Raw genomic sequence first — 23,386 nt, 5'->3', positions numbered from 1 at the left:
ATACCCGCGAGAGCGCCACACCTCCGGCCCGGATGCGTCAACAGGGCCCAAGGCAGGACGTGACGTAGCGCACGCTGTCAGCAGGCCGACGAGGAGCAACGGCAGGACAGCGCGCGGACGGAGGCGCGGGAGGTTCATGGCGGGGAGGCTTCCTTCAGGATCCGACATCCCATCGCGCACTGGGCGGGGTGGAACAACGGGTGCGCTATAAACCCCGCGCCGGGTGTTGGTGCCGTGCCCGCGACGGGGAGTCCTCATGGGTGGAGTCGCTCGGAAGTTGGGATGGGTGCTGCTGGCCCTGGCCGGGGCGTTCAGCCTGGGCGTGGTGGCGCTGCACCGGGGGGAGTCCATCAACGCCATCTGGCTGGTGGTCGCCTCGGTGGCGGTGTTCATGCTGGGATATCGTTTCTACGGCCGGTTCATTGCCGAAAAAGCGCTGCGCCTGGACCCCACGCGCGCCACCCCCGCCGAGCTTCGCAATGACGGCCTGGACTACGTGCCCACGGACCGGTGGGTTGTCTTTGGCCACCACTTCGCGGCCATCGCGGGCGCCGGTCCGCTGGTGGGCCCGGTGCTGGCCGCGCAGATGGGCTACCTGCCCGGCACGCTGTGGATCCTCGTGGGCGTGGTGGTGGCGGGCGCGGTGCAGGACTTCGTGACGCTGTTCCTGTCCATCCGCCGCGACGGCAAGTCGCTGGGCGACATGGTCCGCATGGAGCTGGGGCCGGCGGCGGGCGTGACGGCGATGGTGGGCGTGCTGATGATCATGATGATCATCCTCGCGGTGCTGGCGCTGGTGGTCGTCAAGGCGCTGACGCACAGCCCCTGGGGCACCTTCACCGTGGGCATGACCATCCCCATCGCGGTGCTGATGGGCCTGTACCTGCGCTACGTGCGCCCCGGCAAGGTGCTGGAGGTGTCCATCGTCGGCTTCGTGCTCCTGATGCTCAGCATCTACCTGGGTGGCCAGGTGTCCGAGTCCGCCACCTGGGCGCCCTGGTTCACCTTCGACAGCAAGGCGCTGGCGTGGCTGCTCATCGGCTACGGGTTCTGCGCGGCGGTGCTGCCGGTGTGGCTGCTGCTCGCGCCGCGCGACTACCTGTCCACCTTCCTCAAGATTGGCACCGTGATGCTGCTCGCGGTGGGCATCGCGCTGGCGGCGCCCGATTTGCGCATGCCGGCGGTGACGCGGTTCGTGGACGGCTCCGGTCCGGTGTTCTCCGGCAGCCTGTTCCCGTTCCTGTTCATCACCATCGCGTGCGGCGCGGTGTCCGGGTGGCACTCGCTCATCGCGTCCGGCACCACCCCGAAGATGCTGGCCAGCGAAGCAGACGCGCGCATGGTGGGCTATGGCGCCATGTTGATGGAGGCCTTCGTGGCCATCATGGCGCTCATCGCAGCGTCGGTGCTGGACCCCGGCGTCTACTTCGCCATGAACTCGCCCGCGGCGCTCATCGGCACCAGCGCGACGCAGGCGGCGCAGACGCTCAGCCAGTGGGGCTTCGTCATCACCCCCGAAATCCTGGAGCAGACGGCGCGCGACATCGGTGAGACGACCATCCTGTCCCGCGCGGGCGGCGCCCCCACGCTGGCGGTGGGCATGGCGCAGATCCTCCACGGGCTCGTGTCCGGGCAGGGGATGATGGCCTTCTGGTACCACTACGCCATCCTCTTCGAGGCGCTCTTCATCCTCACCACGGTGGACGCCGGCACCCGCGTGGGCCGCTTCATGATCCAAGAGCTGGCGGGCCTCGTCTACGCGCCCCTGAAGCGCACGGAGTCCTGGGGCGCGAACCTGCTGGCCACCGCGCTGTGCGTGGGCGCCTGGGGCTACTTCCTCTACCAGGGCGTCGTGGATCCGCTGGGCGGCATCAACACGCTGTGGCCGCTGTTCGGCATCGCCAACCAGATGCTCGCCGCCGTGGCGCTCACGCTGGGGTGCGTGGTGCTGGTGAAGATGAAGCGCGAGCGCTACGTCTGGGTGCCCGGCATCCCCGCCGCGTGGCTGGTGCTGTGCACACTCACCGCCGGCTTCCAGAAGGTGTTCGGAAGCGACGTGCGCGTGAGCTTCGTCGCCCACGCGAGGGCCTTCTCCCAGGCGGTGGCTGAAGGCCGTGTCATCGCCCCCGCGAAATCCGTGGAGGAGATGGAGCAGATCATCCGCAACGACTACCTGGATGCCGCCCTCACCGTGTTCTTCATGGCCGTGGTCGTGGCGACCCTCTTCTTCGGCGTGCGCGCCATCCTCGCGGCCCGGCGCTCCCCGGTGCCCACCGCGCACGAGACGCCCTACGTGGCCGCCGCCGCTCCGGTGCAGCGGTGATGACCGGCTTCGTCCAGGCGCTCCAGCAGGGCTGGCGCAAGTCCGTGCGCATCGCGCGCCAGATGATTGGCGTGCCCGACTACGACACCTATGTCGCCCACATGCACCGTCACCATCCGGACCGCGCGGTGATGACCTATGCGGAGTTTTTCAACGACCGCCTCCAGGCCCGCTACCGGGGCGGAGGGGGTCGCTGCTGCTGAACGATGAGTCGTTGAGTTTTTCAGGCAAAACTGGTTGATGGGTTTTTACGGGTTCGGCCCGTCAAACCCATGACGCAGGAGTCTGCCGTGTCTCGCATCGCAACGCCGTTCCGGACGTTGGCGCTGGGCGCCGTGTTTCTCGCATCGCTGGGGGGCTGCTCGGGCCCCGGGGACGTTCCGACGTCCGATGAATCGTTGGGCGCGGTGGAGTCCCCGGCGCTGGCGACGCGCGTGGTGGGCTACCTGCCGACGTGGGCGGGCAACGTGGACACGCTCCAGTACGGCAAGCTCAGTCACATCAACTACGCGTTCGCGCTGCCCACGGCGCAGGGCGGGCTCACGGGCGTGAGCAGCTCGGATACGCGGCTGCGCTCGCTGGTGACCAAGGCGCACGCGCAGGGCGTGAAGGTGCTCATCGCGGTGGGCGGCTGGAACGACGGCAACGACAGCGCCTTTGAACAGATGGCCGGGAGCGCGGGCACGCGCACCTCGTTCGTGAACTCGGTGGTGAACTTCGTCAACGCCGTCGGTCTGGATGGCGTGGACATCGACTGGGAGTACCCGGACCCCGGCACGTCGGGGAACAACTACGCGCTGCTCATGCGCGAGCTGGGCACGGCGATGCACACCCGGGGCAAGCTGCTGACGGCGGCGGTGGTGGCCAACGGCTACACGGGCGGAGGCGTGCCGGCGTCGGTGTTCAGCGACGTCGACTTCCTCAACATCATGGCCTACGACGGCGGCCAGCCGCATTCGACGTATGACCTCGCGGTCCAGTCGCTGAACTACTGGAAGGGGCGCGGGCTGCCGGCGTCCAAGGCGGTGCTGGGCGTGCCGTTCTACGGCCGCTCTCCGTCCAGCTACGTGGGCTACTCGGAGCTGGTCGCGCGCGACTCGCAGGCGCCCTACAAGGACAACGTCGGGGACGTCTATTACAACGGCATCGCGACCATCCAGGCCAAGACGCGGCTGGGCCTGCAGAACGGCGGCGTGATGATCTGGGAGCTGAGCCAGGACACGTCCGGGAGCACGTCGCTGCTCAACGCCATCGACTCGGTGGCGCAGGGCACGGGCGGCACGGGAGCGTACCGGCTGGTGAACAAGGCCTCCGGCCGCTGCGTGGACATCTCCGGTCCCAGCACGGCGGATGGCGCCATCATCCACCAGTGGGCCTGCCACACGGGCGCAAGCCAGCAGTGGTCCATGGAGGCGACGGACAGCGGCTACTACCGCTTCGTGTCGCGTCACAGCGGCAAGGCGCTGGACGTGAAGGACGCCAGCGGCGCGGACGGCGCGGGGCTCCAGCAGTGGACGTACTCCAACGGGAGCAACCAGCAGTTCAAGCCGGTGGACCTGGGCAACGGCTACGTCCGGCTGGAGGCGCGCCACAGCGGCAAGGTGCTGGACGTGACGGGCTGCCAGGGCGGCAGCGGTGACGGCACGCTGCTGCAGCAGTGGACCTGGTCCAACAACGACTGCCAGCAGTTCCGGATGGAAGCGCGGTAGCCCGCTGGAAGTGACGGAGCCGGTCGCGTCGCCGGCCCCGTCCTCACGGACGAGGCGCGCTCAGCTGCGCCGGGGCAGCCGCAGGATGAAGGTGGAGCCCTCGCCCAGGGTGGACCGGGCGGACAGCGAACCGCCGTGCAGCTTCGCGAGCGCGGCGGCGATGAAGAGCCCCAGGCCATGCCCCCGTCCCCGGTCGGAGTCCGCGCGCTGGAAGCGCTCGAAGATGTGGGGCAGGGCGCTGGCGGGGATGCCCACGCCCCAGTCGCGCACGTGCACCAGCACGAGGCCCGGGCTGAGCGTCATGCCCACCTCGATGCGACGCGACTCCCCGCTGTACTTCACCGCGTTGGACAGCAGGTTGTTGAGCACCTGGCGCACCCGCTCCGCGTCCAGGGACAGGGGCTCCACCGGCTCTCCCAACTGCAGCGTGAAGTCCATCTCCGGCTGCATCTCACGCCAGTCCTGCACCAGCTCCTGGAGGAAGCGCGCCAGGTCCGTGGGCTCCTGCCTCAACTCCAGCTTCCCGTCCGCCAGCCGGGACGCGTCCAGGATGGACGTCACCAGCCCGTTCATCCGGTCCAACTGCCGCAGGATGGCCTCCGCGGAGCGGCTCTCGTCCTCGATGCCGCGCTTGTGCACCTTGCGCAGGAGCATCTGCGTGTTGAGCCGCGCGGAGCTCAGGGGCGTCTTCAGCTCGTGCGCCACCCAGTTGAGCATCTCCTCGCGGGCCAGGCTCACCGCTGTGGCCGACTCGCGCGAGGCATGGGCCGCTTCCGTGCGGATCGTCGCATGGCTCTGGAGCGCCGAGTTCACCGCGTGCTCGAAGGTGGCCAGGTCCACCGGCTTCGCCAGGAACGTCTGCGCCGCTTCACGCCCGGACGGCCGGGCCGCGCTCAACAGCAGGAAGGGCACCTCCGAAAGGGTGGGCTCGGAGCGCATGGCGTGAAGCAACTGCATGCCGGTACGGCGGGGCATCATGTGGTCGCTGACCACCAGGTCCGGCGGCTCCGTCCGCGCGAGCATCAGGGCCTCCTCGCCGTTGTGCGCGCGCACCACGCGGTGGCCCAGGTCCTCCACCACCTCGGAGAAGACCTCCAGCAGCGCCTCTTCATCCTCCGCGATGAGGACAAGGCTCATTCCTTGGCACCTCCCACGGTGGAGCCGATGGGCTGTGCCTGACCCGTCAGCAGGCCCGCCGCGGAGCGCAGCGGCGCGAGCACCTTCACCCCGGTGTCGTTGATCTGGAACTCGCGCAGGTCGCTGGCGTACTTGCTGTCGCGCATCTTGAGCACGGACAGGATGCGGTGCATCCGCCCGTGCAGCTCCACGTAGCGCAAGAGCAGCAGGTTCTCTCCCAGGATGGCTACCGGCGCGTCGCTGAAGTCCAGCTCCGTGCCGACGACCTTGGGCACTTCACGGGTGAAGATGGACGTGACGCCCAGGATCCGCAGCCGCATCGCCAGCGAGGCGAGGAACGTCCGGCGCCGCGACGGGTCCAGGATGGACTGCTCCAACTCGCTGAGCCCGTCGATGACCAGCCGCTTCACGCCCAGCGCCTCCACCTTGCGCAGGACGTCCCGCACGAACAGATCCGCCTCCAACTCCATGGGAGGCACGTGCTGGAAGCTCAGCAGCCCGTCGCGGTGCAGGGCCGCCACGTCCAGTCCCACGCGCTTCGCGCGCGCCATCAGCATGGCGGGCGAATCAAAGAAGGAGACGAACAGCCCCTGCTCGCCCCTGCGCGCCCCGTCCGCGACGAAGTGGGTGGCCAGCAGGGTCTTTCCAATGCCCATGCTCCCCGCGAGCATGGTGGTGCTGAGTTCGGGCAGCCCCTCGAACATCAGCGTGTCCAGCTCCGGCAGCCCGAACCCCTTGCGCGCCAGCGTGGGCGGCTCGTCGTGGAAGTCCAGGGGCGTGGACTCCAGCCGGGGGATGAACTCCACGCCGCCCTGGTTGATGGTCATGACGTGCTCGCCCGTCAGGTGCTCCCGGCCGCGCAGCTTCACCACCTCCACGCGGCGCAACCGTCGCGCCCCCTGGGGCTGGATGGACAGCGCCACGATGCCGTCCACCGTGGTCGCCTCCGGCAGCCCCATCAGCCGGTCCAGCGGGTACTCCGTGGTGAACAGGCCAATGCAGTTGACGGCCGAAAGGCCGATCCCCAGCTCGTAGAGGAACTCGCGCAGCCGCGCCTCGTCCGACCAGAGGTCCCGGATGGAGCGCAGCCCGTCGATGAACAGCACGCCGGCCTTGTGCTCGCGCACCGTCTGGAGCAGCAGGTCACGCGCTTCCTTCGGTCCGCGCTTGAGCGCCGAGTAGGCGCTGATGACGAAGAGCTTCTCGCCCAGCAGCTCGGGCTTGAAGAAGGAGAAGCTGGAGAGCGAACTCATCAGCTTGTCATGGGGCTCCGAGGTGACGGTGGCCATCACCACCGGGATGCCGCGTGATGCGGCATCGAAGGCCACCTGGCTGCAGAGCACCGTCTTGCCGCACCCCGGCGTGCCGGTGACGATCACCGCCTGCCGGGAGGGAATGCCTCCTCCCAGGAGAGCGTCGAAGCTGGGGATGCCACTTTGGAAGAGCGACGGTTCGCTGCTGGGCATTCCAGGGTTCACCGGGCGGCGGGAAGCAATGCGCGAGGCTCTGCCGCTCGAAAGCGCGCGCGCCGGGACAAGGTAGGGATCGCGGAAGCGGCCTGCCCGAATTTCAACTCCACATTCGGGGCATAGCGGACACCTTCGACCTGGAGAAGCGCCTTGCGGAGGGGACACGGCGTACCGGCGTCCGGTGAACACCTCCGCCCCCCGGGCAGGCGGACGACGGGGCTCAGCGCGACGGCGCGGGGGCTTCATCCACCCCGCTGGAGCCAGTGGGCGCCTTGCGCAACAGGTACACCGCCACCGCCAGCCCCACGCAGCAGACCGCCGTGACGTAGTGGGCGGCCGCCAGGGGGTTCTGCTTCATCGCCAGCGTGACGATGAGCGGCGTCAGGCCGCCGAACAGGGCGTACGCCACGTTGTACGAGAAGGAGATGCCGGAGAAGCGCACGGCCGGAGGAAAGGCGTGCACCATCACCGCGGGCACCACCCCCACGACGCCCACGCAGAAGCCCACCAGCGCGTACAGGGGCACCAGCTGTCCGGGAGCATGGGCGACGCCCCGGTAGAAGAGCTGCACGGTGACGAGCAGCGCGACCGTCCCCAGCGCCAGGGCCCGCGCCGCGCCCAGCCGGTCCGCGAGCACCCCGAAGCAGACGCACCCCACGGTGAGCGTGAGCGTGGCCACGCTGTTGGCCCCCAGCGCGCGGGCGGCGGGGATGGCGTGCAGCTGCTGCACCAGCGTCGGCGTCATCAGGATGACCACCACGATGCCGGCGGTGAGCACCCAGGTGAGCAGCATGGACACCGCGACCGCGGGCGCATGGCCCTTCAGCGCGGCCTTGAGCGGCAGCTCCCGCACCAGCGCGTGCCGCTGTCGCATCTCCTCGAAGACGGGCGTCTCCTGCAGCCACCGGCGCAGGAACACGGCGAAAAAGCCGAACACGCCGCCCACCACGAACGGCAGGCGCCACGCGAAGGCCAGCACCTCCTCGGGCGTGAAGACGGTGTTGATGGCGGTGGCCACCAGCGAGCCCAGCAGGATGCCCAGCGTCAGGCCCGCGGTGAGCGTGCCGCACGCCAGCCCCACCCGGCGCGCGGGCACGTGCTCGGAGACGAACACCCACGCCCCCGGCACCTCGCCGCCCACCGCCGCGCCCTGCAACAACCGCAAGGCCAGCAGCGCCACCGGCGCCGCGTACCCCGCGGTGGCGAACGTGGGCAGGAGGCCCATGAGCAGCGTGGGCACCGACATCAGGAAGACGCTCAGCGTGAACATCCGCTTGCGCCCCGTCCGGTCCCCGAAGTGCGCCATCACGATGCCGCCCAGCGGACGCGCCAGGTAGCCCGCGGCGAACAGCCCGAACGTCTGCAACTGCCGCAGCCAGTCCGCCGTCTCCGGGGGGAAGAACAGCCGGCCCATCACCGCCGTGAAGAACACGAAGATGATGAAGTCGTAGAACTCCAGCGCTCCCCCCAGCGCCGCCAGCCCCAGCGTGCGGATGTCCCGCGAGGACAGCGGACGGGTGGCGGCGGAAGCGGGAAGGGCGTCGGTAGGGGAGGTCGCCATGCGCAAGGCCCCGGAGGATACGCCGGGAGCCCCCGGGCGGTCCCCATCCGTTACGTTGTTAAAAGGTATTCACCGCAAAACATGTTGACAGGGAGAGCGAAACTTGTGGGGACCTCGCGTCATCGCTATCTTCCGGGGATTCCGAGTTCCGTCCTGGGAGTACAAGTTGGACAGGGTTGATATGGTGACGCCTTCGCCGGTCGCACCTGGAGCCGATGAGCGCTTCGGGAAGTACCGCATCCTCCAGCGGCTCGCCGTGGGTGGGATGGCGCACATCTTCCTGGCCACCATCGACGGACCGGACGGCTTCTCCAAGGCGTGCGTCATCAAGCGCATCCTGCCGGAGTACGCCAACCTGGAGCCCTTCAGCCGCATGTTCGCGGACGAGGCGAAGGTGGCGGCGCTCCTGACGCACCCGAACATCGTGCAGGTGTTCGACTTCGGGAAGATCGACGGTCAGTACTACCTGGCCATGGAGTGGATCCAGGGCCAGTCGTTGGATCGCATCATGCGGCACGCCGCCGCGGCCTCCATCCCGCTGGGCAACCGCGTCACGGTGGACGTGGGCCTCGCGATGTCGGATGCGCTGTCCTACGCGCACGCGAAGACGCTGTCGGACGGCACGCCCCTGAAGCTGGTGCACCGGGACATCACGCCGGGCAACGTGCTGGTGTCGCGCGACGGCATCGTGAAGCTGGCGGACTTCGGCATCGTGAAGAGCTCCGTGAACCTGGAGCGCACGGTGGCGGGGGTGGTGAAGGGCAAGTACGCCTACATGTCCCCGGAGCAGATCACCAACCGGGAGCTGGACCACCGCTCGGACCTGTATTCGCTGGGCATCGTCCTCTACGAATTGTCCACGGGCCGGCGCCTGTTCAAGCGCGACACCATGGAGGCCACCATCGTGGCCGCGTCGCAGGGGGACGTGCCCGCGCCGTCGCAGGTGTCGCCGGGCTTCTCGCCTGAACTGGAGCGCATCCTCCTCAAGCTGCTCGCGAAGGATCAGGACGCGCGCTACCAGACCGCGCGCGAGGTGCACGACGACCTGGAGCGCTTCCGCGGCACGCAGCACTGGACGTCCGGAGGCCGGGAGCTGGCCACGCTGATGGCCACGCTCTTCCCGCCGGATGACAGGGGCCGGGTGTCCACGGCGGTCGCGGTGCCCGGGTCCATGCCGGGCTCCACCAGCCTGGGCTCCACGCGCACGCCCACGGGCATCTCCAGCCCCTCGCCCTTCGCGCCTCCGGAAGGAGTCCAGGCCCTGGAGCCCAGCGCGCTGGTGGTCACCGGCGTGCTGCCGCGCGGCACGACGGGGACGGGCACGGGACCGACGGGACTCATCGCGCCCCCCGCGGAACAGGCGGCCGGGCCCGAGGCGTTCCCCTGGGGGCTCGCGGCCGCGGCGGGCGTCGCCGCGGTGGGCAGCGCGCTGTTCTGGTTGTTCGTGGCGTGAAGGGGCAGGGGCGCACCGTGTCGTGGGAAGCGGGACATCGAACGTGAAGAATCAGAAGACCTGGGTCGCCGTCATCCTGTTGGGCACCGTGGCCGTGAACACCGGGGCGTACCTGGTGATGCGCTCCCGCCGTGCCGCGCAGGCCGTCGTCCCGCCCGCGCCCGTCGTCGCGCGAGTGGAGCCGGCCGCGCCCGGAACGACGCCACCCGCCGCGGCCCCCGCCGACGATGCGAAGGCGGGCCTCGCCCGGGCCCGGCGCGCGTCGGGGCTCGCCGCGCTGGAGGACCGCGACTACGCCAGGGCGGTGACGGAGTTCACCGAAGCGCTCAGCCTGCGCAATGATCCCCACGGCGACGTGGTGGAGCTGCTGCGCATCGCCACCGACCTGCGCGCGCGTGAACAGGCGCGCGCGCCCACGGCCTCCGCTCCACGTGAGCCGTCCGGGTCGAAGCCCACGCCCCGCACCCGCGCCGCCAGGCTCGCCGCCGCGCGCCAGGCCCGCGAGCAGCAGCAGCAGGCCCAGGCTTCTGAAACGGAATCCGAACGCAAGGGCGGCCTCCTGCTGGTGACGTCCACGCCGCCCGGGCTGGTGGTGCTGGTGGACGGCAAGGCGCTGGACATGACGCCCGCGCGGCTGTCGGTGCCAGCGGGCTCGCACCGCGTGGTGCTCGCGCAGGGCGACCGTCAGCTCTACTCGGAGACGCTGGAGGTGGCCGAGGACTCGGTGCGCTCGCTCAATCGCGACCTCACCGCCGAACTGACGCCGCCCGCCTCCAGGCCCGCGCCCGTCGCCGTGCCGGTGGTGGCGACGTCCTCCGCTCCGCCCGTTGGCGCGGTGCCCACCGGAGGGCTCGCGCCAAACGCCCGCGCCCCGGAGCCCACGCCGCCGCCGGAGCCGTCCGTCGCGAAGGCCGCCGTGGCGCAGGTAGCGCAGCGGGGCGACCTGGAGGTGACGTCGCCGGGCCTCTACGGCGAGGTGTGGATCAACAACCGGCCGTATGGCTTTCCGCCCATCTCCGCGCAGGCGCTGCCGGCGGGGCCCGCGCGCGTGGAGGTCCGCGTCAACGGCGAGGTGAAGCGCCGCATGACGGTGGACGTCGAGCCGGGCCGCAGCACCCGCGTGCGCGTGCGCTGAAACACAGTCCCACGTCGGAATTCGACGCGGTGCGCGCAATCCCAGAACTTTCGGATGTCGCTGGAGCCGGTACACTCACGGCTCGCGCGCACGGTGTCCCTCCCCCCGGACGACGCCGCGCGCATCCTTCCGCCTTCGAGAGGTTTGTCGCGTATGGGTTTCACCAGGCGCTGCGGGTCGGGCCGTCGTGTGGCTGTGTTGCTGGCGCTGTTGGGCGCGGGCACGGGCTGGGCCCAGGGCGAACCCGAGCAGGGAATCGACCCGGGGCCGCCGGAGACGCCCTCCCGGCAGGAGGCCCGGCTGGAGGCGCTGGAGGACGAGCCGGAGGTGCACAGCCAGGTGGCCTCGTTCGCCATCACGAAGCTGCACGACTCGCCGGCGGTCGTCACGGCGGTGACGGCGGAGGAGATTCGCGCCTCGGGTGCGCGCGACCTGATGGACGTGCTCCTGCTCGTCCCGGGCTTCTTCTTCGGCGTGGACGTGTCGGGCGTGGTGGGGCCGGGCTTCCGGGGCCTGTGGGGCCAGGAAGGCAAGGTGTTGCTCATCATCGACGGCAAGGAGATGAACGAGCAGCTCTACTCCACGATGCAACTGGGCCATGAGTTCCCGGTGGAGCTCATCGAACGCATCGAAGTCGTGCGCGGTCCCGGTTCGGTCATCTACGGCGGCAACGCGGAGCTGGCCGTCATCAACGTCATCACCCGGGGCATCCAGGGCAGCACGGACGTGCTGGCGGTGGGCACCTACGGGCAGCTGTCGCACGGCAACGGCCGGCGCAGCCTCACGCTGTCGGGCCGCAAGGTGTTTGAAGGCGTGCCGGGCCTGAGCGCCTTCGCCTCCGCGTCGCTGGGCCAGGGTCAGCGAAGCGACGTCATCTTCGATGACTTCTACGGCGACTCCGCGAGCATGAACGGCGCGTCGCGCCTGGATCCCACGGTGGTGCAGGCGGGCGTGGGCTACCGCGACCTGCAACTGAGCCTGCTGTACCAGCGCCAGGACACCACCTCCGTCGTGTCCGTGGACGAGGTGCTGCCCGAGCCGGCCAACACCGACTTCGAGTCCTTCCACGCGGAGCTGAGCGACCGCTTCCGCCCCACGGACCGCATCGAAATCATCCCCCGGCTGAACCTCACGCTGGGCGAGTCGTACCGGGACTCCGACGAGGCCTCGGACTTCTTCTACGACAAGCGCTACCGGCGCCTGCGTGGCCGGGCCCTGGCGCGGTGGGCGGCGCTCGACGTCCTCCAACTGACGGGCGGCCTGGACCTGGCGTTCGACCAAGGCAAGCTCCTGGGGCCCGCGGGCATCGGCCAGCAGGAGCCCTTCAACGGCGACCAGGACGTCGTCTCCTACCGCAACTTCGCGGGCTTCGTGGAGGTGTACTCGGACAACCCCATCGCCACGGTGGTGGCGGGCGCGCGGTTTGAAGACCACAGCTTCTTCGGCAGCTCCTTCGTGCCCCGGCTGGTGCTGCTCAAGTCCTTTGGCCCGGTGAGCGGCAAGGCCCTCTACAGCCGCGCCTTCCGTGCGCCCGGCATCGAGAACATCTCCCTGGGCGACGACGTCCGGCCGGAGCGCACCACGGTGTATGAGCTGGAGGCCACGGTGCGCCTGGGCGAGGGCCAGACGGTGAGCGCCAACGCCTTCGACGTGGGCGTGACGGACCCCATCATCTACTCGTACGACACGGACACGGACTCGGAGGCGTACCGCAACCTGGGGCGCCTGGGCAGCCGGGGCGTGGAATTGGACTACCGCGTCCGGGGCCCCTGGGGGCGCGCGCAGGTGGGCTACTCGTTCTACCGGCCCGGCGGGCGCAACGACGTGGAGGACTACCTGGTGCCCGGGCAGCCCAATGCCTTCACCGGCCTGCCCACGCACAAGGCGACGCTGACGGGCACCGCGAAGCTGCTGCCCTGGCTGTCCCTCAGCCCCACGGCCGTGCTGGTGGGCCAGCGCTTCGCCGTCGGGGCCCCGGACGACGAGGGCGTGTCGGAGGTCCAGACGCTGTCACCCCGCCTGCTGCTCAACCTCTTCGTGCGAGCGGAGAACGTGGGCACGAAGGGCCTGGAGATTGGCGCGGGCGTCTACAACCTGCTGGGCAGCGACTTCCGGGTGGCCCAGCCCTACAACGGCGGCCACGCGCCCCTGCCGGTGTTCACCCGGGAGTTCCTGGTGCGGCTCACCTACCTGTTCGAGCCGGCGTACGACGACGAGTAGGGCAGCGCGCACTCGTGCCGCATCGGACGTTGCGCGGGGGCGTGGCGGGGCGTAGGGAACGCCCCTGCCATGTCCGACAACGCCCAGCTCCTCGAAGCCGTCCGAAAAGAAGCCCGCCCCGGCATCTGGTCCAACGGGGTGAGTCTGGCGCGAGCGGGGGCGGTGGCGCTCCAGTCGCGCACGGCCACCGAAATCGAATTGAGGGTGAAGGCGGCGGGGCGGCCGGTGGCCCTCACGGTCGTCCTCTACCCGGGCGACGATGCGTGGGAGTGCGACTGCCCCAGCCGCGTGGATCCCTGCGAGCACGTCGTCGCGGCGGCCATCTCCCTGGAGCAGGCGGAGAAGCAGGACGCGCCGCTGGAGGCCGTGGCGGAGCGCTGGTCGCGCGTGGTGTACCGCTTCACGCGCGTGGAAGGTGGCCTGCAACTGCACCGCGTCCTCGCGCACGCGGACGGCACCGAGGAGCCCCTGGAGGACAGCCTCGCCGGTCGCATCGCGAAGCCCACGGGCGGCGTCACGTTGCAGGTGGAGCAGGTGGACCTGAACATGGACCGCCTGCTGGAGCGGCGCACGCGGGGACCGCTCTTGGCGGAGAAGCTGGACGCGCTGCTGCGGGCGCTGGAGCCCGCGCGCAACGTGCTGCTGGACGGCCGTCCGGTGGCGGTGTCCAGCGAGGTGCTGCCCCCGCGCGCGAAGGTGGAGGACCGGGGCCAGCAGTGGGTGCTGACGGTGTTCAGCGACCCGCGCGTCACGGAGGTGGTGAGCCCGGGCGTCGCGCTGACGTCCGACGCGCTGGTGCGCCTGGGCGAGACGTCGATGACGGGCGCGTGGCTCCAGCACCTGCCGCTCGTGCGCACCTACGCGCCGGAGCAGCTGGGGGAGCTGTCCGCCAAGGTGCTGCCGGAGCTGGCGCGGCGCATGCCGGTGGACGTGAAGAGCCGCCGCCTGCCGCCGTTGGACCGGGACCTGAAGCCGCGCATCCTCCTGGAGTTGAACCAGCTCACCGCGGGCCTGTCGGTGCTGCCCACGCTGGTGTACGGCGCGCCGCCCACGGTGAGGATCGACAACGGGCGCATGGTGTACCTGCGGGGCGCGGTGCCCCTGCGCGACGAAGCCGCGGAGACGAAGCTCCTCCACCAGCTCCGCGACGAGCTGAACCTCGTGCCCGGGCGGAGGCTCACGGTGCAGGGGCCGGAGATGATGCGCTTCGCGGACAAGCTGCGGAAGTGGCGCGGCGACCTGGGCGGAGACGCCGCGGGCATCGTCAGTCCGGACATGCGCCTGAGGCCGTCGCTGCGCGTGGAGGGAGGCGCGTCGGACGGAGGCGTGCCGCAGGTGCGCTTCACGTTGGAGTTCGACGTGGAGGGAGGCAAGGGCGGAGCGCGCACGGTGGATGCGGCTGCGGTGGTGCGGGCCTGGACCGAGGGCCTGGGGCTCGTGCCGTTGGACGGTGGCGGGTGGGCGCCGCTGCCGCGAGCGTGGCTGGACAAGAACGGCCAGCGTGTCGCGGACCTCCTGGCCGCGCGCCAGTCGGACGGCCGGGTCGCGAACCACGCGCTGCCGGAGCTGACCGCGCTGTGCGAATCGTTGGATCAGCCGCCGCCCCCGGGCCTGGACAAGCTTGCACCCATGGTGGAGGGCTTCGAAAAGCTGCCACCGCCCGTGTTGCCGGCGGAGCTCAACGCCACGTTGCGCGCCTACCAGCAGCAGGGCGTGAGCTGGCTGGGGTTCCTCAAGGGCGCGGGGCTGGGCGGCATCCTCGCGGACGACATGGGTCTGGGAAAGACGCTCCAGACCATCTGCATCCTGGGGCCGCGCTCGCTGGTGGTGTGTCCCACGAGCGTGTTGCCCAACTGGGTGGCGGAGCTGCAGCGCTTCCGGCCTTCGTTGAAGGTCTGCGTCTACCACGGCCCCGGCCGCAAGCTGGACCCCACGGCGGACGTGACGCTCACCACGTACGCGCTGCTGCGACTGGACGCGCCGACGCTGGGCGCGCCCACGTGGGAGGCGGTGGTGCTGGACGAGGCCCAGGCCATCAAGAACCCGGAGAGCCAGGTGTCGCGGGCGGCGTTCGGCCTCAAGGCGAACCTGCGGCTCGCGCTCAGCGGTACGCCGCTGGAGAACCGCCTGGACGAACTGTGGAGCCTGATGCACTTCACCAACCCGGGCCTGCTCGGAGGCCGCCGCCAGTTCGAGGAGAAGACGGCGCAGCCCATCGCGGACGGCAAGCCGGGAGCGGCGGAGGGCCTGCGTCGGCGCATCCGGCCGTTCATCCTGCGGCGTCTGAAGCGCGACGTGGCGCCGGAGCTGCCGCCGCGCACGGACTCGGTGATGCACGTGCAACTGGATGAGCGTGAGCGCAGCGTCTACGACGCGGTGATGGCGGCCACGCGAGCGGAGGTGGTCGCCCTGCTCAACGAGGGCGGCAGCGTGCTCAAGGCGTTGGAGGCGCTGCTGCGGCTGCGGCAGGCGGCATGCCATTCCGCGCTCGTGCCGGGCCAGCACGCGAAGACGTCCTCCAAGGTGCAGACGCTGGTGGATGCGCTGGAGACGGCGGTGTCGGAAGGCCACAAGGCGCTGGTGTTCTCGCAGTGGACGTCGCTGTTGGACCTCATCGAGCCGGGGCTCAAGGGCGCGGGCATCGCGTTCGAGCGCCTGGACGGCACGACGACGAACCGGGGCGACGTGACGTCGCGCTTCCAGGGGCCGGACGGAGCCCCGGTGTTGCTGATGTCGCTGAAGGCCGGCGGCACGGGCCTGAACCTCACGGCGGCGGACCACGTGTTCCTGATGGATCCGTGGTGGAACCCGGCGGTGGAAGCGCAGGCGGCGGACCGCGCGCATCGCATCGGACAGGAGCGGCCGGTGATGGTCTACCGGCTGGTGTCCCAGGGCACGGTGGAGGAGAAGATACTGGGCCTCCAGGAGAAGAAGCGGGCGCTGTTCGAGGCCGCGCTCAGCGAAGCCTCCGGAGCCGCCGCCATCACCCGGGAGGACCTGCTCCAGCTCTTCGCGTAACGCTCGCCGTCACTTCGCAAACGTCACCGCCACGTCCTTCGCGTCGGGCTCGGTGAAGCGAAGGACGTCCTCGCCCTCCTGGGTGAGGGCGTCGCGGGCTGGCTTCTTGAGCGGCACGAACGGCTTGCATACCAGCGTCGCGGAGCCCTTCTTGCGCTCGGTGGACCACATGCCGGCGACGCGTCCGTCCACCAGGAACACGGCCTGCACGCGCAGGTTGCCGGTGGACATGGCCTTGCGGTGTTCCTCGGTGACGACGCGGGTCCGGTCCGCGTGGGAGAGGATGAGGTTGTCGTAGTCGGGCAGGAAGCGCACCGGGGCGGGCGTGTCCTCGGGAGGCCGGGGGGCCTTGGGCAGGTCGAAGAGCACGCGCTTCTTCTCGTCGCGGAACTCCACCAGCTTGCCGCGAACCTTCTCGAAGGCGTCCTTCAGGGGCTTGAGCCCGGACCACGTCTGCATGTCCGCCACCGTGGCCGGGCCGAACGCCGCCAGGTAGCGCAGCACCAGCGGGGAGGCGTCCTCGTTGGTGTCCAGCGGCTTGCCCAGCCACGTCTCCGCCAGCGTGAACCCGGAGTTGCCCGGCCAGCCCCAGTCCAGCCCGTCCTCGGGCACCTGGACGAGGGGCAGCAGCATGCGCGTGGCGAAGCCCATGGCCCGCTCATCGCCCTCCACGTGGTGCTTCATCAGGTGGGCGCGCACCTCCTCGAACGTGCGCGGCCTCTCATCGAGGAAGGGCCGGGCGGTGGCGAGCAGCGCGGGCAGATCCAACGACGTGGAGCGCTCCTTGAGTACGCTGTGCATGGCGGCGGTGAGCATGGGCCGGTACATGTCGCGGTAGCGCAGGTAGTCCTTCGCGGTCATCAGGTGCAGCGTGCCGCGCATCATCGTGCCGCGAACCACGTCCCGCTGGTGCGCGAGCTTCGTGAGCGAGTCCCGCTGGAAGCCCTGGAGCCGGGACCAGAGGGCCAGGTACGGCGGACGCGCGAGCTGCGCCTGGAGGCCCACCAGGTGCTCGACGGCGCGAAGCACCGGCATCTTCTCGCGGGTCAGCAGCAACTGCCGGGCAAGGGTGGCCCGGTTGAGGGCCTGGGACGACAGGACTTCGGTAGCCATGCGCCCGAGCATAGCCAGGGCGCGCGGCCGGAGGTTCAGCGAGTGAGCGCCGGAATCACCTGCGCGCCGAACGCATCGATGAACGCGTCCTGTTCCCGGTTGACGTTGTGCAGGTACAGCCGCTCGAAGCCCAGGCGGAGGTCCTCGCCCAGCCAGTCCACATGCTGCTGGAGGCTGTTGGAGACGCGCAGCGGGCCATCCAGGTCATGGGGCTGCACGACGCTCGCGGCCTCCTGGAACTGGGCGGGAGTGCGCAGGTCGGTGAGGACGCTGTTGGCGAAGATGTTGGAAGCCCACTGGTCGTAGGCGCCAGCGCGAGCGCGCTCCTCATCGGCCGCGTAGGAGAGCTGGACCTTGAGGTACATCGGCTTGCCCTCGCCGCCGCCCTCCCGGAAGGCCTCCACCACCTTGCGAAGCTCGTCCGGAGGACGGGCGGTGGTGAGCAGCCCATCCGCCCAGCTTGCCACCCAGCGGGCCGTCTTCGCGGTGACGGCCGCGCCCAGCAACCTGGGGGCCTCCACGGGGCGCGTGTACAGCTTCGCCTCCTCCACGGTGACGAGTCCCCGGTGGGTGACGGTCTCTCCCCGGAAGAGGGCGCGCATCACGTCCACGCACTCCCGAAGGCGGGCATTGCGCAGGTCCTTGGCGGGCCAGCCGGTGCCGGTGATGGCCTCGTTGAGGTACTGCCCGCTGCCGAGCGCCGCCCAGGCCCGCCCCGGGAACATCTCGTTGAGGGTGGCGAGCGCCTGGGCGATGAGGGCCGGGTGGTAGCGCTGACCGGGAGCGTTCACCACGCCAAAGGACAGCCCGGTGGTGGCGAGCGCCGCGCCCATGAAGGACCAGGCGAAGCCGCTCTGTCCCTGCGTGTCGGTCCAGGGATGGAAGTGGTCGGAGTTGAGCGCGGCCTGGAAGCCCGCGCCCTCCGCCTTCCGACTGAGGCGAAGAAGCTCGCTGGGCGTGAACTGTTCGTGCGACGCGTGGAATCCGATGAGTGCCATGGAGTCCATCCACCCTGGCGCCGGCTCCGCCGCGCCGCGAGGCTTGCTTCCGAGCGAGTGTTGGCTGAACGAACTCCGCCTGCCCCCGGGTGTGGGGTTCCACACGCGTCCCTTGAACCGAGGGTCAGACGCGGGAGCCTGGATGCTTAAAGGGGACGGGGGGCCCTCGCGCTGGGGTGCACGCCCCGGGGAGACGGGATGATCGAAGACCTCTGGTACAAGAACGCGGTCATCTACTGCCTCGACGTCGAGACGTTCATGGACGGCAACGGCGACGGCATCGGGGACTTCACGGGGCTGCGGCGCAAGCTGGACTACCTGGCGGGCCTGGGCATCACCTGCCTGTGGCTGTTGCCCTTCCAGCCCACGCCCAACCGCGACAACGGTTACGACATCCGTGACTACTACGGCGTGGATCCCCGGCTGGGAGACCTGGGTGACTTCGTGGCCTTCACGCACGAAGCGAAGCTGCACGGCATCCGCGTCATCATCGACCTGGTGGTGAACCACACGTCGGATCAGCACCCGTGGTTCCAGGCGGCGCGCAAGGACCCGGACAGCCGCTTCCGCGACTACTACGTCTGGTCGAAGAAGCGGCCCAAGGACGCCAACAAGGGCATGGTCTTCCCGGGCGTGCAGCCCTCCACGTGGACGTACGACAAGGAGGCGAAGCTCTGGTACTTCCACCGCTTCTTCGACTTCCAGCCCGACCTCAACGTGGCCAACCCGGAGGTGCGCGAGCAGATCCTCAAGGTGATGGGGTTCTGGCTGGAGCTGGGCGTGTCCGGCTTCCGGGTGGACGCGGTGCCCTTCCTCGTGGAGCTCAAGGGCGTGAAGAACTCCGGGGTGAAGGACCCCTACGTCCTGTTGGAGGAGATGCGCGAGTTCCTCTCGTGGAGGAAGGGTGACGCCATCTTGCTCGCGGAAGCCAACGTCACCATGCACGAGGTGGTGGAGTTCTTTGGCGAGAACGACCGCATGCAGCTCGTCTTCAACTTCCTCGCGAACCAGAACTTCTATCTGGCGCTGACCCGGGGGGATTCGACGCCGCTCGTCGCCGCGCTGAAGGAGTCGCCGGACCTGCCGCACACGGCGCAGTGGGCGAACTTCCTGCGCAACCACGACGAGCTGGACCTGGGGCGCCTGTCGGACGAGGACCGGGCGGAGGTGTTCCAGTCGCTGGGGCCCGACAAGGGCATGCAGCTCTATGACCGGGGGCTGCGCCGGAGGTTCGCGTCGATGCTGGACGGGGACCGCCGCCGCATCGAACTGGCCTACAGCCTGATGTTCACGCTGCCGGGAACGCCGGTGCTCTGGTACGGCGACGAGCTGGGCATGGGCGAGAACCTGGCGCTGGTGGAGCGTCAGTCGGTGCGCACCCCGATGCAGTGGAGCCCGGAGCGGCACGGCGGCTTCACGCTGGCGGACAAGCCGGTGAAGCCCCTGGTGTCGGAGGGGCCGTTCGGCTTCCCCCAGGTGAACGTGGCCCAGCAGCGAAGGGACCCGGGCTCACAGCTCAACTGGACCGAGCGCATCATCCGCGCGCGCAAGGAGTGCCCGGAGCTGGGGTGGGGCAAGTGGAAGATTCTGCGCACGGGGAACAAGGCGGTGCTCGCCATCCGGTACGACTGGAAGGGCAACGCGATGGTGGTGTTGCACAACCTGTCGTCCCGGCCCTGCACGGTGAAGCTGGACGCGGGCGGCGAGGAGGCCTGCCCGCTCTACAACGTGCTGTCCGAGGACCATTCAGAGCCCGCGGATGGCAAGCGCCACGTGTTGACGCTGGAGGGCTACGGCTATCGCTGGTTCCGGGTGGGGCAGGAGAACCCCGCGCGCAAGCACAAGGCGGAACCGATGCGCTGAGCCCGAGACACGGAGCGGAAGCCGCGTCCCCCTCGAGAGGGACGCGGCCCCTGCGACGTCAGCGGCTCAGTTGAGTTCGATCTTCTCGAAGAGCTTCTCCGCCGGAGCGACGCCGTCGGAGAGGTCCACGATGGTGGTGTAGTAGCTGGGGTCGTGCCAGGCGCCGTAGAGCACCTGATCATGGCCCAGGCCGCGGAAGTCACCCACGAGCATCCGGTTGCCCAGGACGTACGGGATGCCACTCACGCCCTGCTCCTCGCGGTAGCGCACCTCGGCGGGCGGGACGCCGTCGAGGAAGTCCGCGACGAGCAGGGCCGGACCGGTGGTCCCGTTGTTCACGAACAGGAGCTGGTCGTAGCCCAGGCCACGGAAGTCGCCCACGGCCTGCTTGTCCTCCGCGTCCACCATGCCGTCCAGCAGCGGGAAGGCGCCGGAAGTCTCCACGTAGCGCACCTGCGCCGGGGCCACGCCCGAGTGGAAATCAAGGATGCGCACCCGTGCCCCGGTGCCCGAGCGGTTGATGCAGAGCACCTGGTCGTAACCGAGGTTCTGGAAGTCACCCACGTAGAACGCGTCGTCCGGCTCGGAGCAATCCTCGAACGAATTGGGGCCGCTCCAGGCCTCGTGGTAGCCGACCTCGGCGGGAACAACGCCGTCGCTGAAGTCGGCGATCATGATCCGGCCCAGGGTGCCGGCGCGGTTGAAGAACAGCACCTGGTCATGCCCGAGGTTGAGGAAGTCGCCCGCGAGCTGGAGGTCCTCCGGGTCGTGCCAGCCATTGAGCAGGCCGTTCTGCCCAGAGGACTCGTGGTAGCGCACCTCTGCGGGCAGGGCGCCGTCGTGGAAGTCGGTGATCATCACCCGGCCCTGGGCCCCGGACGTGTTGATGAAGAGCAGCTGGTCATGACCCAGGCCGCGGAAGTCACCCTGGAGCTTGATGTCGCCGGGGTTGTGCCAGCCGTCCAACAGGCTCGATGCACCCCAGGGCTCCTGGTAGTGGAAGTGGGGGAAGCCGTTGGCATTGACGTATCCGGCGACGGCCACGCGTGAGCCGTAGCCCGCGCCGTCGATGGTCAGGAGCTGATCCGCGCCGCCCGTGCCCGCGAAGACGCCGGTCCGGTAGACCGAGGGCATGGCCAGCCGGAACGTCTTGGGCGCATTGACGAGCAGCGGGCTGTGGCGGCCCTGCTGATCCAACGCGTAGATGCGCAGCGTGTGCTCCTGGCCATCCACGTAGACGTCCGGGATGCGGAAGGTGAAGCCGTTGGCGCCGGACGCCATCGGGTAGGCGGCCTTCACGTCGGCCCGGTAGAGGTTCGCCACCGTGTTACCCACGGAGGCTGGGTTGCCATCGATGGAGTAGTAGACCGGGATGGAGAGCGAGGGCGAGTCCAGGTCCAGCGCCCAGCCGGACACGGTGCCGTCGCCCGAGATGGTGTCGAGCGTGCCGAAGGCGCCCGGCAGGTTGAAGCTGCGCGGCGAGCCCGCGATGAGCGGGTTGTGGATGCCCTGCGTGTCGATGCCGTAGACGTGGATCGTGTGGGTCTGGCCATCGCGGTAGTACGCGGGGACGGGGAAGTAGAAGCCGTGGTTGCCCAGGATGCCGTTGTTGGCGGAGTTGACGTCCGCGCGATAGACGTTCGTCGGGGCGGAGGCGCCGAACGCACCCGCTCCGGCGGGCCCGTCGATGTAGACGTGCACGTCCACGGACGCTTCGGGCGAAGCGGTATCCAGCGCCCAGCCCTTCACCTGGCCGGTGCTGGTGATCTCCTCGAAGTTGCCCTTCATCTCACCGGGATAGAGCGCGGCCGCAGAGGTGATGTCCCCCGTGCTCAGCCCGGAGCGCTGCCCGATGAACTCACCGCCCTTGGTGCGGATGGTCACCAGGGTCTTGCCGGTGGCGGGGTCGGTGCGGCCGAAGGCCGTGGCTCCGTAATGCATGATGGAGCCGAAGTCATAGGGCCCGTAGTTGTCGCCGTCGCTGATGTGCTGCTCGAAGTTGTGCTCCTTGTCGGGGAGGATGTTGTCCCAGAGGATCTCCACGTAGTCGTCGCGGTACTCGCGGCTCTGCTCGTGCCAGAAGCCGATGGCATGACCCAGCTCGTGGATGACAGAGCCCAGCCCGCAGGCGCCCTCGAGCTGGATGTACTGGCGGCCGCCCTGCCGGCCGACGGAGGACGAGCAGCCCTGACCCTTCACGAAGTAGACGTGGTCGGTGGACGTGGGCGTCGTGGCGGACACGGGCACGAAGCGCAGGCCCGTCTTGCGCTGCCAGTGCTGGATGGCGTCGTGGACGACGGAGTTGTCATCCAGGGAGCCGTAGACGTGGACGTAGGGGACGACGCCGTTCGGCCAGCGCTTGCTGCTGCCGGTGACGTGGATGGACTGGGCGGAGACACGCCCTTCCGCCTGGGCGCGCACGTTCGCGGACTCGCGCTCCACGTCCTCGACGGTGCCCAGGATGATGTCGCCCTCGAACATGGCGAGCCCGTCGATGGCCTCGTACCTGACCTCCTTCGGTTCCGCGTTGGGACCCAGGCGGACCCATGCCGAGCGCACACCCGTGATGGCGGAGGACGGCGCCTGAGGCACGGGGACCGGAGTGGTGGTTTCCGCGACGTCTTCAGGCCGGCAAGCGGTGCCAAGGCAGACCACGGCCGTAATCGCCCGGATCCACCGGGCGTGATTCGTATTGCTGCGCATGTGAAGGACTCCCCCTCGATTGGAACGACGGTGACTCGTTCGGGGATACGAGAGGAGGGGGCGAAGCTGGCCGCGTGCCCATGGAACTTCCTGGGGCAGGAGACGGCTGCGCCACGGCCCTTTCCATCGCTCCCACTGAGTCAGTGCCGCTCGCGAAGAGGCCCCTGCGCAGCGCCTCGCAGTGTGGGCGTCATGGGGCTGGCCTGGGCACCAGGCGAACAGACCGCTGGACCTGCAACTGAAAGTCACTCCGGTCGAGCAGGGGGCCGCCCAAGGCGCTGGGAGGAGGGTGGGGGGCCCTCGCCGACGCGGCCGTCCACACCTCGGCCGTTTTTTGTCGTCCACGCTTCGACGGAATGTTGCGCGGTCCGGAAACCACGTGGTATTGCCCGGCCCCCCGGAACGGCCGGCCGCTGACGTCCAGCGACCTGCTTCTTCTGAGGAAACGCTCTCGGATGTAACGAGCGGTTGACGCAGAACGCGGCGAAGAGATAGAAGCCGCGCCCCTCACCCGGAAGCCCGCGCACTGGCGCGGAAGGAACTTCTGGGAGAGCGCAGCACCGACAAGAAAATAGGGCAGTCAACGCAGAGTTGACAGCGAGCGCGGCGGTGGTAGAAGCCGCGCCCCACCGAAAGAAAGTCCGGCAGGCAACAGAGCGGACGAAAGCGGTGGTAAAAGCTGAC

The 23,386-nt window shown here is 69.5% G+C and carries 14 protein-coding genes; 8 read left to right on the top strand and 6 right to left on the bottom strand.

Annotated elements, in window-relative coordinates; translation table 11 throughout:
- Window positions 1-256: 256 nt before the first annotated feature.
- The 3 genes from D7Y13_RS12865 (at window position 257) to D7Y13_RS12855 (ending at window position 4,032) form a co-directional block, all read left to right on the top strand.
- Entirely contained in the window at window positions 257-2,323 is a 2,067-nt protein-coding gene (locus D7Y13_RS12865; protein ID WP_120533340.1) for a carbon starvation CstA family protein, read from the top strand.
- Window positions 2,323-2,526 carry a YbdD/YjiX family protein gene (locus D7Y13_RS12860; RefSeq protein ID WP_120583796.1) on the top strand — a complete coding sequence of 68 codons (204 nt, stop codon included), beginning with the start codon at window positions 2,323-2,325 and terminating at the stop codon, window positions 2,524-2,526. The genes D7Y13_RS12865 and D7Y13_RS12860 overlap by 1 nt, the downstream gene beginning before the upstream one ends.
- An 87-nt stretch (window positions 2,527-2,613) precedes the next feature.
- The gene (locus tag D7Y13_RS12855) at window positions 2,614-4,032 is read left to right on the top strand and encodes an RICIN domain-containing protein (RefSeq protein WP_199732776.1); all 1,419 of its coding nucleotides are present in this window, start codon (window positions 2,614-2,616) and stop codon (window positions 4,030-4,032) included.
- A gap of 60 nt (window positions 4,033-4,092) precedes the next feature.
- Here D7Y13_RS12855 and D7Y13_RS12850 read toward each other — a convergent pair whose 3' ends face one another.
- The 3 genes from D7Y13_RS12850 to D7Y13_RS12840 form a co-directional block, all read right to left on the bottom strand.
- The gene (locus D7Y13_RS12850) at window positions 4,093-5,169 is read right to left on the bottom strand and encodes an ATP-binding response regulator (RefSeq protein WP_120533343.1); all 1,077 of its coding nucleotides are present in this window, start codon (window positions 5,167-5,169) and stop codon (window positions 4,093-4,095) included.
- Window positions 5,166-6,635 (bottom strand): ATPase domain-containing protein, encoded by a 1,470-nt coding sequence (locus tag D7Y13_RS12845; RefSeq protein WP_120583798.1) that lies wholly within the window; start codon window positions 6,633-6,635, stop codon window positions 5,166-5,168. Before D7Y13_RS12845 ends, D7Y13_RS12850 begins: the two co-directional genes overlap by 4 nt.
- 223 nt (window positions 6,636-6,858) lie before the next feature.
- Window positions 6,859-8,199 (bottom strand): MFS transporter, encoded by a 1,341-nt coding sequence (locus D7Y13_RS12840; protein ID WP_120583799.1) that lies wholly within the window; start codon window positions 8,197-8,199, stop codon window positions 6,859-6,861.
- A gap of 181 nt (window positions 8,200-8,380) precedes the next feature.
- Between D7Y13_RS12840 and D7Y13_RS12835 the strand changes: the two genes are divergently transcribed.
- The 4 genes from D7Y13_RS12835 (at window position 8,381) to D7Y13_RS12820 (ending at window position 16,025) form a co-directional block, all read left to right on the top strand.
- Window positions 8,381-9,652 (top strand): serine/threonine protein kinase, encoded by a 1,272-nt coding sequence (locus D7Y13_RS12835; protein ID WP_167508743.1) that lies wholly within the window; start codon window positions 8,381-8,383, stop codon window positions 9,650-9,652.
- 43 nt (window positions 9,653-9,695) lie between these two features.
- A complete protein-coding gene (locus D7Y13_RS12830; RefSeq protein WP_120583801.1) occupies window positions 9,696-10,787 on the top strand; it encodes a PEGA domain-containing protein in 1,092 nt (363 codons plus the stop codon).
- Window positions 10,788-10,976: 189 nt separating this feature from the next.
- Window positions 10,977-13,007, top strand: coding sequence for a TonB-dependent receptor plug domain-containing protein (locus D7Y13_RS12825; protein ID WP_233595569.1), 2,031 nt, complete (start codon window positions 10,977-10,979; stop codon window positions 13,005-13,007).
- Window positions 13,008-13,076: 69 nt separating this feature from the next.
- A complete protein-coding gene (locus tag D7Y13_RS12820) occupies window positions 13,077-16,025 on the top strand; it encodes a DEAD/DEAH box helicase (RefSeq protein WP_120533348.1) in 2,949 nt (982 codons plus the stop codon).
- A 9-nt stretch (window positions 16,026-16,034) separates the two neighbouring features.
- On the opposite strand, the gene D7Y13_RS12815 is transcribed toward D7Y13_RS12820, so the two are convergent.
- Window positions 16,035-17,138: a winged helix DNA-binding domain-containing protein gene (locus D7Y13_RS12815; protein ID WP_233595570.1), complete on the bottom strand. Its 1,104-nt coding sequence runs from the start codon at window positions 17,136-17,138 to the stop codon at window positions 16,035-16,037.
- Between the two features lie 35 nt (window positions 17,139-17,173).
- Entirely contained in the window at window positions 17,174-18,136 is a 963-nt protein-coding gene (locus D7Y13_RS12810; protein ID WP_120583803.1) for a TIGR03885 family FMN-dependent LLM class oxidoreductase, read from the bottom strand.
- 198 nt (window positions 18,137-18,334) lie between these two features.
- Between D7Y13_RS12810 and D7Y13_RS12805 the strand changes: the two genes are divergently transcribed.
- On the top strand, window positions 18,335-19,999 hold the full coding sequence (locus D7Y13_RS12805) for an alpha-amylase family protein (protein ID WP_120533351.1): 1,665 nt from the start codon (window positions 18,335-18,337) through the stop codon (window positions 19,997-19,999).
- A gap of 66 nt (window positions 20,000-20,065) precedes the next feature.
- On the opposite strand, the gene D7Y13_RS12800 is transcribed toward D7Y13_RS12805, so the two are convergent.
- Window positions 20,066-22,591 (bottom strand): M12 family metallopeptidase, encoded by a 2,526-nt coding sequence (locus D7Y13_RS12800; RefSeq protein WP_158626152.1) that lies wholly within the window; start codon window positions 22,589-22,591, stop codon window positions 20,066-20,068.
- Window positions 22,592-23,386: the final 795 nt, after the last annotated feature.

Source organism: Corallococcus praedator, from assembly GCF_003612125.1.
Lineage (GTDB): Bacteria > Myxococcota > Myxococcia > Myxococcales > Myxococcaceae > Corallococcus > Corallococcus praedator.
This window is presented reverse-complemented; position numbering and strand designations above follow the sequence as displayed.